This is a genomic window from Alistipes sp. Marseille-P5061 (assembly GCF_900290115.1).
GTDB lineage: Bacteria > Bacteroidota > Bacteroidia > Bacteroidales > Rikenellaceae > Alistipes > Alistipes excrementigallinarum.
This window is the reverse complement of sequence record NZ_LT985750.1, coordinates 215,873-229,769: the sequence shown is the minus strand read 5'-3', so window position 1 is coordinate 229,769 and position 13,897 is coordinate 215,873. Positions and strand designations below refer to the sequence as shown.

At 63.7% G+C, this 13,897-nt stretch carries 12 protein-coding genes and 1 riboswitch; of the genes, 8 read left to right on the top strand and 4 right to left on the bottom strand.

The window, feature by feature from the left end; all coding sequences use genetic code 11:
• The first annotated feature begins 154 nt into the window (after positions 1 to 154).
• The 5 genes from C8267_RS07905 to trmD all read left to right on the top strand — a co-directional run bounded on the left by C8267_RS07905 (position 155) and on the right by trmD (position 4,638).
• Positions 155 to 823 carry an MBL fold metallo-hydrolase gene (locus tag C8267_RS07905; protein WP_106634290.1) on the top strand — a complete coding sequence of 223 codons (669 nt, stop codon included), beginning with the start codon at positions 155 to 157 and terminating at the stop codon, positions 821 to 823.
• 12 nt (positions 824 to 835) lie between these two features.
• The gene (locus C8267_RS07900; protein ID WP_106634289.1) at positions 836 to 1,828 is read left to right on the top strand and encodes an adenine-specific methyltransferase EcoRI family protein; all 993 of its coding nucleotides are present in this window, start codon (positions 836 to 838) and stop codon (positions 1,826 to 1,828) included.
• Between the two features lie 3 nt (positions 1,829 to 1,831).
• Positions 1,832 to 2,941: an HNH endonuclease family protein gene (locus C8267_RS07895; protein ID WP_106634288.1), complete on the top strand. Its 1,110-nt coding sequence runs from the start codon at positions 1,832 to 1,834 to the stop codon at positions 2,939 to 2,941.
• 13 nt (positions 2,942 to 2,954) lie between these two features.
• Entirely contained in the window at positions 2,955 to 3,695 is a 741-nt protein-coding gene (locus C8267_RS07890; protein WP_106634287.1) for an FkbM family methyltransferase, read from the top strand.
• Between the two features lie 262 nt (positions 3,696 to 3,957).
• Entirely contained in the window at positions 3,958 to 4,638 is a 681-nt protein-coding gene (trmD, locus tag C8267_RS07885) for a tRNA (guanosine(37)-N1)-methyltransferase TrmD (protein ID WP_106634286.1), read from the top strand.
• Between the two features lie 171 nt (positions 4,639 to 4,809).
• On the opposite strand, the gene C8267_RS07880 is transcribed toward trmD, so the two are convergent.
• The 4 genes from C8267_RS07880 to C8267_RS07865 all read right to left on the bottom strand — a co-directional run bounded on the left by C8267_RS07880 (position 4,810) and on the right by C8267_RS07865 (position 10,319).
• Entirely contained in the window at positions 4,810 to 5,718 is a 909-nt protein-coding gene (locus tag C8267_RS07880) for a hypothetical protein (RefSeq protein WP_143256152.1), read from the bottom strand.
• Positions 5,719 to 6,069: 351 nt separating this feature from the next.
• Positions 6,070 to 6,546 (bottom strand): 4Fe-4S cluster-binding domain-containing protein, encoded by a 477-nt coding sequence (locus tag C8267_RS07875; protein WP_087362510.1) that lies wholly within the window; start codon positions 6,544 to 6,546, stop codon positions 6,070 to 6,072.
• Positions 6,543 to 8,675 carry an anaerobic ribonucleoside-triphosphate reductase gene (gene nrdD / locus C8267_RS07870; RefSeq protein WP_106634285.1) on the bottom strand — a complete coding sequence of 711 codons (2,133 nt, stop codon included), beginning with the start codon at positions 8,673 to 8,675 and terminating at the stop codon, positions 6,543 to 6,545. Before nrdD ends, C8267_RS07875 begins: the two co-directional genes overlap by 4 nt.
• 174 nt (positions 8,676 to 8,849) lie before the next feature.
• A riboswitch (cobalamin riboswitch) is annotated at positions 8,850 to 9,048 on the bottom strand.
• Between the two features lie 518 nt (positions 9,049 to 9,566).
• A complete protein-coding gene (locus C8267_RS07865) occupies positions 9,567 to 10,319 on the bottom strand; it encodes a helix-turn-helix transcriptional regulator (protein WP_087362508.1) in 753 nt (250 codons plus the stop codon).
• 100 nt (positions 10,320 to 10,419) lie between these two features.
• Here C8267_RS07865 and C8267_RS07860 point away from each other — a divergent pair, with 100 nt between their 5' ends.
• From C8267_RS07860 to C8267_RS07850, 3 genes are all read left to right on the top strand, one after another.
• Entirely contained in the window at positions 10,420 to 11,073 is a 654-nt protein-coding gene (locus C8267_RS07860) for a DUF1349 domain-containing protein (RefSeq protein WP_106634284.1), read from the top strand.
• Between the two features lie 305 nt (positions 11,074 to 11,378).
• Positions 11,379 to 12,884, top strand: a complete 1,506-nt coding sequence (glpK, locus tag C8267_RS07855) for a glycerol kinase GlpK (protein WP_087362506.1) — start codon at positions 11,379 to 11,381, stop codon at positions 12,882 to 12,884.
• 3 nt (positions 12,885 to 12,887) lie between these two features.
• Positions 12,888 to 13,631: an MIP/aquaporin family protein gene (locus C8267_RS07850; RefSeq protein ID WP_106634283.1), complete on the top strand. Its 744-nt coding sequence runs from the start codon at positions 12,888 to 12,890 to the stop codon at positions 13,629 to 13,631.
• Positions 13,632 to 13,897: the final 266 nt, after the last annotated feature.

Genomic DNA, 13,897 nt, shown 5'->3' with positions numbered 1-13,897 from the left:
GCCGCACCGCGGCCCGAAGGGCAAATGCCGCGCGGACCTGTTTTTGCTTGTTTTTGCGCGCCGCATGCACTATCTTTGTCGCGTTACCCGGCCCGCACCTTGCCCGACCCCTCCACGGACGGCCCGGCGCAGGCCACAAACCGCTTTCACCCGCATGAAAATCGCCTGCCTGACCTTCAATCCGATTCAGGAGAACACCTACGTCCTCTGGGACGAGACGAACCAGTGCGCCGTCATCGACGCCGGCAACAGCAACGACCGCGAGAATGCGGCGCTGCGCAACTTCATCGAGCAGCACGGACTGCACCCCGTGCTGGCGGCCAACACCCACGGCCACTTCGACCACACGCTCGGCGTGGAGTTCCTCAAACGGCAGTACGGCATCCCCTTCGCCCTCTCGTCGAAGGACCGCTTCCTGCTCGAGAACGCCTCGGTGAGCGGCTCGGTATTCGGGGTTCCCGTCGGAGCGATGCCCACGGTGGACATCGACCTCGAAACGACGCCCGAGCTTCACTTCGGGCAGACGACCCTGCGCGTCATCCACACGCCGGGCCACACGCCGGGCCACGTAGCGCTCTACGAGCCGCGGTCGAAGGCGCTCTTCACGGGCGACACGCTCTTCCGCGAGTCGATTGGCCGCACGGACCTGCCCGGAGGCGACTACTCGTGGATTATGCGCTCGATTCTCGAGCAGCTGCTGCCGCTGGGCGACGAGGTGCACGTCTATCCGGGCCACGGACCCGAGACGACGCTGGGCCACGAGACGCTCTACAACCCCTTCATCGTCGAGGTGCTCAACCACGAGGTGAACTACCGCGATTAAAACTGCACAACCATGGCAAACCGCAATCTGAACCAGGCTAAAGAGGCAAAAAAGGACGAATTCTACACCCAACTCGAAGACATCAACAACGAGCTGCGCCACTACCGCGACCATTTCCGCGGCAAGACCGTGCTGTGCAATTGCGACGACCCGCGCGTCAGTAACTTTTTCACCTATTTCGCCTACAACTTCGAGAAACTCGGACTAAAGAGGTTGATAACGACCTGCTACAAGAATCAGGATGTGGATTTGTTCAGTCAGAACAAGAGCGAGCAGGCTGTCTATCTGATTTATGAGGGGGACCGGAACGGCAACCACCTGCCCGACCCTGCGGAAATCGGAATCCGGCCGCTGAAGGGCGACGGGGATTTCCGCAGTGCGGAGTGCATCGAGTTGCTCAAGGAGGCGGACATCGTCGTCACGAACCCGCCCTTTTCGCTCTTCCGCGAATACGTCGCCCAACTGATTCAGTACGACAAGAAATTCATCATCATCGGGCATCAGAATGCATTGACCTATAAAGAATTTTTCCCTCTAATCCAGCAAAACAAAGTTTGGCTCGGATATGGATTCAAAGGTGGCGCTGGACATTTTATCTCCCAATATAAGGATACGGCGACCGCAGGAGACCATCGCGAAGGGATGATTCGGGTTTCGGGGGTTACCTGGTTTACCAATCTGGAAATAAAAAAACGCCACGAAGAACTCATCTTATATAAGCAATATAATCCCGAAGAATATCCAAAATATGTAAATTATGACGCAATAGAAGTGTCAAAAACAGAATGGATTCCATATGACTATAATGGGCTAATGGGTGTTCCTATTACTTTTCTGGATAAATACAACCCCGACCAGTTTGAAATAATTGGATGTAGCTTATTTTTAGGCACTACAAAACCTAAGGATTTACCAAAAGACAAACAAGGAGGGCCTGCATTTTATTTATTCCAAAATGGGGAATACAAAAGATTATATCATCGATTTATAATAAGAAAAAAATAACCCATGCAAATCGAACTGAAATCCATACCAATCCGCGACCTGATTGACGGATACCTCAACGACCCCGATGCCGGAGTCGTCGGGTATGGCGGGCGGCTCGACATCCGCCCCCCCTATCAGCGCGAATTCCGCTACGACCTCAAACAGCAGCAGGCAGTCATCGACACCGTCATGAAGGGATTTCCCCTCAACATCATGTACTGGAGCGTCGTCGGCGACGACCAGTACGAAATGATTGACGGACAGCAGCGTACCCTCTCGATTTGCGAGTTCTTCAACCACGAATTCAACATCGAGGACCCCGACCGCGGAGTCCTCTACTTCGGGACGCTGACCGACGAGGAAAAGCAAAAATTTCTCAACTACGGACTCACCGTGTACTTCTGTACCGGGACCGACAGGGAAAAACTCGACTGGTTCCGCGTCATCAACATCGCCGGAGAACGGCTACTCGACCAAGAGCTCCGCAACGCCGTATATGTCGGACCCTTCGTGAGTGACGCCCGAAGGCATTTCTCAAAAAACGGATGCCCCGCCTACAAAATCGGCAGCGACTACATGGCCGGAAATCCCATCGAACAGACTTATCTGGAGACCGTGCTCAAATGGGCCGCACGGAAAGAAGGAGCGGCCGGAATCGACGAATACATGGCACGACACCAGCACGACCCGAATGCGAACAAGTTGTGGGCCTACTACATGCAAATCATCACGTGGGTTCGTTCGACCTTCCCGAAATACCGCAAGGAGATGAAGGGACTGGACTGGGGGGCCATGTTCGAAGAGTTCGGGGAAAATGTCTACGATACCGCCGCACTCGAAAAGCAGATTCACGATTTGATGGAGGACGACGAAATCATGAAAAAATCGGGTATCTACCGATATGTGCTGAGCGGGGATTTGAGAGACCTGAGTTTCCGGGCATTCGACAAGAAGACAAAGCGTGAAGCCTATGAGCGCCAAAAGGGTATTTGCGCCCACTGCGGCAAGCATTTCGAACTGGAAGAGATGGAGGCTGACCACATCACGCCGTGGAAGGAGGGCGGCACCACCGTAGTCGAGAATTGCCAGATGCTTTGCAGAAACTGTAACCGAATCAAAGGGAGCAAATAAAAAATACCGCACCGTGGGAAAACCGATTCACAAACTGCTCTACCGGCTGCTGCCGCTCGAAGGATACCTCCGCACGGTGAGCGCCCTCTTCTTCCTCAGCCAGCGCCTCGGCCTGGGGCGCCGCAGCCCCGCCACGGAGTATGTCTACCACCTCGGCGCGCTGGTCTCGCCGGGCGACACGGTCATCGACATCGGCGCCAACCTGGGCTACTACACCCGCACGCTGGCCCGCCTGACGGGCCCCGCGGGGAGGGTCTACGCCGTCGAGCCCGTCGAGCCGATTCGCCGCGTGCTGCGCCGCAACGTCGGCAGCTACAGCAACGTCGAGATACTCCCCTACGCGCTGGGCGCCTCCTCGCGCGAGGTCTCGATGGCCAACGACACGGCGCGCGAGCAGGGCTACTTCGGCACGGGGCAGAACTTCGTCAACGAGCGCGGCGAGGCGGCCTCCGACGAGTTCCCCGCCCAGATGCGGCGCGGCAGCGAGCTCTTCGCCCCGCTCACGCGGCTCGACTTCATCAAGTGCGACATCGAGGGGTACGAGCTGGTGGTCATGCGCGAGATGCGGCCGCTGCTCGAACGCTTCCGCCCGCGGGTGCTCATCGAGACGGGGGGAGCGAACCGACCCCGAATCATCGAACTCTTCACGGAGCTGGGCTACGAGGGCTTCACGCTCGACCGCGGGCGCGAGGTGCCGCTCACGGAGGGCTCCGCAAAGGACATCATCTTCCGCCCCCGCGCCGCCCGCAACTGAGGACCGGCGGAACAGGCCGCCCGGCCGCGGAAAAGGTTCCACAAAGGAAGGCTCGGCGGGGGCAGCCCCCGCACAAAGGAAGGCCCGGCGGGACAGACTCCGCGAAACGCCCGCCACACGCCGCCCGCCGGAAAGCAGCCCGCACAAAGGGAGGCCCGGCGAGGCAGTCCCCGCGAAACAACCCGCCGCCACACGCCGCCCGGCCACGGAAATGGCTCCGGTGCGGCCCCGAAAAACCGAACACGAACAAACGACTGCCCAGATGCGCATCGATATCATCACCGTCGTTCCCGAGCTGGTAAGCTCGCCGCTGAACGAATCCATCCTCAAGCGGGCCCAGGAGAAGGGGCTCGTCGAAATTGTGGTGCACAACCTCCACGACTACGCCCACGACAAGCGCAAGACCACCGACGACTACCCCTTCGGGGGCGAGGCGGGCATGGTGATGAAGTGCGAACCGGTCTTCGAACTGGTCGAGAAGCTCTGCGCCGAGCGCCGCTACGACGAAATCATCTACACCTCGCCCGACGGCGTGCGCTACGACCAGCATGAGGCCAACCGCCTCTCGATGCTCGAGAACATCATCATCCTCTGCGGCCACTACAAGGGCATCGACCACCGCATCCGCGAGCACCTCATCACGCGCGAGATTTCCATCGGCGACTACGTGCTGACGGGGGGCGAGCTGGCCGCCTGCGTCATCGCCGACTCGGTGGTGCGGCTCATCCCCGGGGCGCTGGGCGACGAGGCCTCGGCCCTGACGGACTGCTTCCAGGACGACCTGCTGGCCCCGCCCGTCTACACGCGGCCGGCCGAGTTCCGCGGATGGCGGGTTCCCGACGTGCTCCTCTCGGGTAACTTCGCCGAGATAGCCCGCTGGCAGGAGGAGCAGTCCCTTGCCCGGACGCGCGCACTGCGCCCCAACCTGCTCGACGAGGATTGACACCCCGCCGGGGGCCGAAAAACGGAAGACAGCACCGGACGGAGGCGCCGGATGCCGAAAAAAGGCCGGCGCAAAAAACAGCCGCTTTCCGGGACCGGACAGCACACAAAACAGAGAGGCGGACCCCACGCGCGTGGGGTCCGCCTCTTTTCGGGTTGCACGGCCTTTCAATCAGGGCTCGGCGATGCGCACCACGCGGCTGTTGGGCAGGTCGGGAATCCAGAGCTGCCCGTCGCGGAGGGTCATGTCGGCGGGGCCTACCAGCGGCTGCTCGAGCTCGAGGGTGACGGGCGTCACGGCGCGGCTCTCAAGGTCGATGCGCGCCAGCGAGGCCGGAGCCCAGTTGCTCACCACCAGGGCGCGGCCGTCGGTCGAGAGAGCGATGCCGTCGTACTGGCCCGGCAGCTCGATGAAGCGCTCGGCTACGGGGTTGTCCAGCGCACCGATGCGGTAGACGACGTTGGCCGGGGTGGTCACCCCGTCGGCCGGGTAGGAGACCACGTAGAGGGCTCCGTCGTGGAGCAGCATGCCGTTGGCACCCGGCACGTCGAGCCACGCCTCGGGGGCACCCACGGCGTCGAGGTCCGAGATGTCGAACCGGAAGATGCGGCCCGTATTGGTCACCGAGGCGTAGAGCACGTTGCCGTCGGCCACCAGGTCGTTGACGAAGAGCTCGCCTTCGGGCAGGCGCACCACCTGGGGCTCCGCCTCGGGGCGGGCAAGGTTGAAGACCACCACGCGGTTGACGTCGCAGACGAAGAGGTGGTCGTCACGCAGGAACATCCCCTTGGGGGCCGACAGGGCGCCCGTGGCGGGAATCACCACCTCGCTGCGTTCGGGCGTGACATAGAGGATATAGCCCTTCCCCTCGTCGTTGAGCGGATTGAGGCTCTCGGTGCCGAAGTTGGCGACCAGCACGCCGTCGCGGTAGGGATAGGTGCTCTCGCAGAAGCGGATGCCGTCGCTCAGGACGAGCGTCGGGTTCTGCGCCCCTTCGCGGCAGGCGGGAAGGAGCAGCACGGCGAGGAGCAGCAGGGCTCCCGACCGTTTCAGCAGGTTCGGGGTTCTTTTCATCATCATGTTCATATCAATTAGGGTTCATGCGGCGCTGCACGCCTCCGGAACCGTTCCGGAGGGGTCGCCGCCGGGACAAAAATAGCTATTTTCCCGAAAAATCCGCACCGCGCCGGAAAATCCGGGCCGGGGGCCGAGGGTACCGTGCCGCGCCGGGAGCTCCATGCTGCGTCGTAGCTTCGTACCGGCCCGAAACCTTCGAGCCGTGCCGGGGCCTTCGTGCCGCAGCGGGCCCCGCTCCAAGCCGGAAAATTCCGCGCCGAAACCTTCGCCGCACCAAGGCTCCATGCCGGACCGGGAGCTCCGCGCCGGCGCCCCGCATTCGGGAGATGCGGCCGGCCTCAACGTCCCGCACGGCTACGGCCGGCGGCGGAAGCGTTCGGTGATGTCGCTCATCGTGCCGTCGGGGGCGATGCGGTAGAGGCGCTGGTTGGTCGTCGGCGCCGTCAGCGGCCCCAGCGCTTCGACCCAGGGGCCCAGCTTGACGTAGTCGAAGAGACCGGGACGGAACCCCTCGGGCAGCTCCGGCCGCCCCGAGTACCACCCCGTGCGCAGCGCCGGGGCGGCACGCCGCACCACGGCGGCCAGCCGCGCCACCTCGTCGGGCGCGGCGTCGCCCCCCATGAAGCAGAGGCAGGTCACCGAGCGGCCGTAGCAGTCGATGAGCGCCAGCAGCTCGCGCTCGTCGAGCGGACGGCCGCCCTCCCCCTGCAGGTGGGGGCTGTGGCACCCCGGGCAGCGGTTGGGGCACCCCGTGAGGTTGAGCGCCAGGGTCACCTCGCCGGGAATCTCGGCGAAGACGACGTCGAAGTTGTGGTAGCGGAGCCCCTTCATGCCCGTTCGCGGATGGGTTCCTCCTGCTGCTCCCCCGGCCTGAGCGTGCCGTAGTAGCGGCGCGAGGCCTCCTGCTGGCGCGCTGCCGAGAAGTTCGAGACGCGCTTCATGTAGCCGATGACGCGCGTGAGGTAGTCGACGTTCGAGCCGTGGCAGACGGGACACTCCTTCAGATAGCGTTTGTCGATGTGGCCGCAGTCGTTGCAGACCGTGTTGGGGATGTTGAAGGTGAAGTAGTTGCACCCCTCGGCGGCGGCCACGCGCAGCAGGTGGCGGTACTGCTCGCGCGTGAGGTGCTCCTCGAGGTTCATGTGCAGCGCCGAGCCGCCCGTCAGGTGCTCGATGTAGCGGCGGCCGTGGAGGCGGAACTTGTCGATGACGTTGAGCGAGGCATCCTCGACCACATAGAAGTAGGAGTTGTAGCAGTCGCGCGGCACGGCGTAGCCATCCTCGCGGTCCCACTTGGCATGCTTCACGCCGACGTTCTCGGCGGGAATCATCTCGCAGTTGAACATCAGCTCGCGCGTGCGGTACTTGCGGTTGTAGCGCTCGATGAGCCCCAGCACCTGCTGCACGAAGCCGGCGTAGTCGTCGTTGTCGGTGATGGGGATGCCCAGAAACTCGGCCGCCTCGACCAGTCCGTTGACGCCGACGGTCAGATACTGCCGCGAGAGGTTGATGTAGCCCGCATCGAAGAGCGGAAGCATCCCCTTGGCCTGCAGCCGCTTGAGATTCTCGTTGTAGGCCGTCTGGACCTTGTGCACCAGGTCGACCACCTCCTCCAGATAGGTCAGGTAGTGCATGCCGTTGCGCACGGCGTACTGCACGCAGCGGTTCAGGTTGATGGTCAGCACGCTCTTCGAGCCGGTCGAGACGCCCCCCGCGCCGAGCGTATAGCTGAAGCCGTTGTCCTGGATTTCGTTGCGCAGGCGGCAGCACGACGAGAGCGAGTCGGCGTTGTCGCTGATGTAGGTGAAGAAGGAGTGCCCCTCGGCATACATCTCGGCCGTGAAGTCGCCCCACTCGCGGTCCATCACGTCACCGTCGCGCGTGAGCAGCGCCATGGTTTCGACGGGGAAGGTGAGCACGGTGCGCGTCCGCTCGCGGTTGAACCACTTCATGAAGCGCTTCTGCAGCCACGAGAGCGACTCCCAGTGGGGGCGCGAACCGTCGGGGAAGCGAAACTCGCCGAAGAGCGACTCGAAGTAGTAGCGGTCGTAGTAGGCGACGTTCCAGAAGACGGCCTGGAAGTTGCGCGCCCCGGTGGGCTGGTTAATCGAGTAGACAATCTGCTCGAAGCAGTCGGTGATGACCTTGTCGAGCGTGCGCTGCTTCTTCGAGAGGTCGACCACGCGGTCGGCGTGCAGGTAGTAGTCCTCGCCGTACTCCAGCCCGATGAAGTAGTTCATGTACATGAGGAACTCGGGGGTGGCGCAGGCGCCCGAGAGCATCGACGAGACGATGAAGACCATGTTGACGAAGCCGCCGCAGAAGGACTTGAGGTTGGTCGGGCGCGTCGAGTTGCCGCCGATGGAGAGCGTCCCGCCCAGCAGCCACGGGTACATCGTAATCGAGGCGCAGTAGTTGGCCATCGAGGTCTCGTCGTTCTTGTAGATGAAGTGGTTGTTGAGCAGGTGCAGGTACTTGTCTGAAAGCTCCTTGCCGTACATCTCGCGGATGCGGTCGGTCAGCAGGCGGCGGTTCAGGCGGATGAAGTTGCGCTTGGGCAGCTCGCCGATGAGCGTGGCGATGTTCTTGTTCTCGACGTTGGCGTTGGCGTCGTACTTCGACCCCGTGGCGGGGTTCTTCGCGTCGCAGTAGTCCATCAGGAAGTTGAGCTTCTCGCGGTCCTCGCGGTCCTCGGTGTGCTTCTGGCGGTAGAGCATGTAGCTCTTGGCCACGGCGAAGTAGCGCTCGGCCATGAGGGCCACCTCGACCTGGTTCTGAATCTCCTCGACCGACATGCCGTCCGAGACATGCACGCGGCTGAGCACCGAAGTCAGGTCGTCGTCCGTGGCGTAGCTCCCCACCGAGAGGAAGGCCTTGCTGATTGCGCGCTTGATTTTCTCGACCGAGAACGGCTCGCGCTTGCCGTCCCGCTTGACGATGCGGAGTTCCGAAATACCCATAGTTGTGCCGGTTTTAGGTTATTACATTGCCCCCGGCGGAGTCGTCCGACGGCCCGTCCGGCTCCTGCGGAAGGAGCGGACAGGACGCACGAGCCCCCGGCGGGCTTCACATGCAAAAAAATTACGAAAGCGGAGAGGTTCCGTACACCGCCTGCGCCCCACATCCCGAGAGCGGACGGCATGTTCCCCAAGGCAGGTCTTCTGACTTGCTCCCCGCCGCACGCCTTCCCGCCCTCCGAGGGGCAGTGGCCAAGAGTGTGCGGACGGATGCGGAGCTTACAGCTACGGGCATAGTCCCTGAATCACACAGGAGTTCCCTTTTCATCCCGCACCGGCGGAGGCCGGCGGGGAAACCTTGTACGAAGACAAAGATAGGGCATGCCGCCGGTTCGTCCAACGGGGCGACGCGTTTTTAATCAACAAATTGTAAACACCGCCCCTGCAGTGCACCGCAGGGCGGTTTTCCAGGGGGGGGGAAGAAAAACCGGAGAGCCAGCGGGGAGACGGGAGAGGAGAGGCCGGGAGGGACGCGCAGGCAGGCGGGCGCGGAGAGGGCGCGGAGAGGGCGCGGAGAAAGGCGCAGCACGGGAAGGGGCGAGGCGCGGGGAGGCGGGCGCGGGGAGAAGCGAACGGAGGGACAGGGAAGGAGGCGGAGAGTCAGCGGGGAGAAGGAAGGGGCGCGGCGCGGGGCGAAACAGGGGCGGAGACAGGAGGCGAAAATGGAGACAGGGAGGGTGTGAATGGAGATAGTGCGGCCCGGACGAGCGACAATATAAAAATAAAATATGAGGGGCGCAGCGGGCTGCCGCCTCAGGGCAGCAACTTCAAAACCGCTGCTTCGGGACAACAACCACAGAGCCGCCACTTCAGAGCCTCCGCCTCAGAGCCGCCTCAGGGCAGCAGCTTCAGGTTGCGGGCGATGCGGCACGCCTCGACGACGTTGCCCACGCGCAGCTTGCCGAGGATGTTCTGCCGGTGGCGGCTCACCGTATGGACGCTGATGGCCAGACGTTCGGCCACCTGCTTGCTCGTGAGCCCCTGCTCAATCCACCCCAGCACCTCGCGTTCGCGCTCCGAGAGGAGCGTCTCGCCCGAGGGGGTATCGAACGGCAGGGCGCTCCCCGCCAGCGGGTCGACGATGACCGCGTCGGCCGTCTCGAGGCTCCGGGGACCGTAGAGGCAGAGCGCCCAGCGGATGCCCTCGCCGGCGTCGCCCGCCAGATAGAACATGCGGTGCAGCGCATCGAGGCTCGCGCCCGCGGCATCGCTCATGCGCAGCGGCTCGCAGAGGTAGCAGTCGCACCGGGCGGGGTGCTGCCTCATCCAGCGCAGGAAGCGGAGCTCGAGCAGGTATTTGCGCTGCAGGTCCTCGGGGTGAATCCGCCGCAGCACCTCCTCCTCCCAGATGGAGCCCACGACGTACGACCCGCCGCTGAGCCCCAGCCCCAGCCGCTCGGCAAAGCCGCCGCAGCAGACCAGGCTCCTCTGTTCGCGCAGGTCACTCAGCACGGCGACCGCACCTTCGGTCCGCGCATAGCAGAGCGCCGTGCGGCGGTGCTCCTCGGCCGCGCACTCCTCGCCGGTCCCGTAAAAGGACTGGCGCAGCAGCTCTTCGTTCAACTGGCGTTCGGCTTCCCGTTCCATAACCCGACGGCAAAAAATGGTTAATCCTCAGTATTGCCCCTTCCTGCCGAGAGCACTACCTTTGCAAAGGTAACGAAACTAACGCAAAAAGAGAAAAGAGATGAAAAAGTGCTTGTTCATGCTGCTGGCCCTGCTTGCGGCCCAGGCGGCAGCCTCCCAGACGCTGGAGAAGATGCAGTGGTTCAACGAACCCGAGGAGTGGTCCATCAAGGGTGACGTCCTCACCTTCCGCGTCACGCCGCACACCGACTACTGGCGCATTTCGCACTACGGCTTCACGGTCGACGACGCCCCCTTCTACTATGCGACCTACGGCGGCGAGTTCGAGGCCAAAATCAAAATCTCGGGCGACTACGTCGCACGCTTCGACCAGGCGGGGCTCATGCTGCGCATCGACCACAAGAACTACATCAAGGCCGGCATCGAGTTCGTCGACGGCAAGTACAACCTCAGCGCCGTGGTGACCCACACGACCAGCGACTGGAGCGTCATCGAGCTCGAGCGCCCCGTCCCCTTCATCTGGCTCAAGGCCGTGCGCCGGCTCGACGCCGTCGAAATCTTCTACTCGTTCGACGACCGCACCTACACGCTCATGCGCAACGCCCCGCTGCAGGACAACACGCCGGTGATGGTGGGCCCGATGGCCGCCAGTCCCGACGGCGAGGGCTTCCGCGTCCGCTTCGAGCAGTTCAAGGTAACCCACCTGCCCGACCTGCGCCGCACGGAGTGGCTCAAGCGCAACGCCGCCGAGTAGCCCCCAGCCCCGACCGACTCTGCCGAGGGGCCTGCCACACACCCCGCCGGAGCGCCTGCCAAAGGCGCTCCTCCGAAGCTCTGCCGGAGCGCCCTCCGGCCCGAAAATTGCCCCGCAGCCAACGGTTGCGGGGCGTTTCGTTTTCATTTCGAAGCGCCCCGGATATTGTTTCGAATAAAAAGTTAGCGACTTTCGTTTCGAATTGCCGAATTTTCACTATATTTGTAGGGCATCCCCCGGCGACGCCCCGCACGCAACGCCGCCGGAGGGAAGACCGACAACCGACAAACCACAACCTACGCCTTATGGAACAATACATTCTGTCGCTCGACCAGGGGACGAGCAGCTCACGCGCCATCGTCTTCGACCGCAAGGGGCAAATCCGCTCGATGGCCCAGCGCGAATTCCCCCAGTACTTCCCCAAACCGGGATGGGTCGAACACAATCCCCATGAAATCTGGTCGTCGCAGGCCTCGGTCATCGCCGAAGCCATCGCCGCCATCGGCATCAACGGACTCAACATCGCCGGCATCGGCATCACCAACCAGCGCGAGACGACCATCGTCTGGGACTCCGAGAGCGAGGAGCCCGTCTACAACGCCATCGTCTGGCAGGACCGACGCACCTCGGAGTACTGCGACCAACTGAAGGCCGAGGGGCGCACCGAATTCATCCGCGAGCGGACCGGCCTGATTGTCGACGCCTACTTCAGCGCCACGAAAATCAAGTGGATTCTCGACAACGTGCCGGGGGCCCGCGCCCGCGCCGAGAAGGGCAAGCTGATGTTCGGCACGGTCGACACGTGGCTCATCTGGCGTCTGACGCGCGGCGAGCTGCACGTCACCGACGTGAGCAACGCCTCACGCACGATGCTCTTCAACATCCACACGCTCGACTGGGACGACGAGCTGCTGGCGCTCTTCGACATTCCGCGCTCGATGATGCCCTCCGTCCGCTCGTCGAGCGAGGTCTACGGCGCCACAAAGACCACCATCTTCGCCCACAAGGTCCCCATCGCCGGCATCGCGGGCGACCAGCAGGCGGCCCTCTTCGGCCAGCTCTGCGTCGAGCCCGGCTCGGTCAAGAACACCTACGGCACGGGCTGCTTCCTCTTGATGAACAGCGGCGAAAAGCCCATCGTCTCGGCCAACAACCTGCTGACGACCATCGCCTGGAAAATCGGCGAGCGCGTCACCTACGCCCTCGAGGGGAGCATCTTCGTGGGCGGCTCGGTGGTGCAGTGGTTGCGCGACGGGCTGGGCATCATCCGCTCCTCGTCCGAAGTAGAGGAGCTCGCCGCATCGGTGCCCGACTCGGGAGGCGTCTACTTCGTGCCGGCGCTGACGGGTCTGGCGGCCCCCTACTGGGACCAGTACGCCCGGGGCGCGGTGAGCGGCATCAGCCGCGGCACGACGGCGGCCCACATCGCCCGCGCGGCGCTTGAGGGCATCGCCTACCAGACCTACGACATCGTCGACGCCATGCAGCGCGACGCCGGCATCACGCTGCGCGAGCTGAAGGTCGACGGCGGCGCCGCCCGCAACAACCTCCTCATGCAGTTCCAGGCCGACCTGCTCGGCGAGCGGGTCATCCGCCCCCGCGTGACCGAGACCACGGCCCTCGGCGCGGCCTATCTGGCCGGTCTGGCCGTCGGCTACTGGCAGGACCTCGACGAAATCCGCAGCCAGTGGGAGGCCGAACGGGTGTTCGTCCCCACCACCGAGCGCGAGCCCGTCGGCCGCGCTCTCGAAGGGTGGCACGACGCCGTGGGGCGCGTGCTGCACGATTACGACCCCCCCAAACGACATTAAGCCATGACACCTGACTTTCTGACCCAATGCATCTTCGAATTCATCGGCACGCTGGTGCTGGTGCTGCTGGGCGACGGCGTAGTCGCCTCAACCGGGCTGAACCGCTCGAAAGGCCAGGGCGGCGGCTGGGTGGTCGTCACGCTGGCCTGGGGCCTGGCCGTGATGTGCGGCGTGCTGATTGCCGGCCCCTACTCGGGGGCCCACCTCAACCCCGCCGTGACGGTCGGCATGGCCGTGGCGGGGCTCTTCCCGTGGGGCCACGTGACGGGCTACGTCGTGGCGCAGCTCCTGGGCGGCTTCTGCGGCGCGGTGCTCGTCTACGCCTTCTACAAGGACCACTTCGACGCCACGGACGACCCTGCGACGAAGCTCGGCGTCTTCTGCACGATGCCCGCCATCGCGAATCCGCCGCGCAACCTCTTCTGCGAGTTTGTCGGCACCTTCCTGCTGGTCTTCGTCATCCTGGCCATCGGCAACGAGGCCAACACCCCCGAAATCGGCATGGGAAGCCTCGGGGCGCTGCCCGTAACGATGCTCATCATGGCCATCGGCATGTCGCTCGGAGGCACGACGGGCTACGCCATCAATCCGGCGCGCGACCTGTCGCCGCGTCTGGCCCACGCCCTGCTGCCGATTCGCGGCAAGGGGCCGAGCGGCTGGAGCTACAGCTGGGTCCCCGTGCTGGGGCCGCTGCTGGGAGCACTCGCCGCCGCGCTGCTCTACAACTGCGTCTACATCTGCGGCTGAGCCGGCCGGCCATCCGCACACATAAGAAAGCCGCATCCCCTGCGTTGCTGGGGATGCGGCTTTTGCTCTCTTCGGTCCGCGGAGATGCAGGGCCGGTCGGCGGTGATGCAGGGCCGGTCGGCGGTGATGCAGGGCCGGTGGGTGGTAATACGAGGCCGGTCGGCGCTCAGAGCCCATCGTTGCTCAAGCCCGCCCGGCGCTCAGAGCCCATTATCGCCCACGCGGGCCCGGCACTCAGAGCCCATCGTCGTCCATGCCGGTCTACC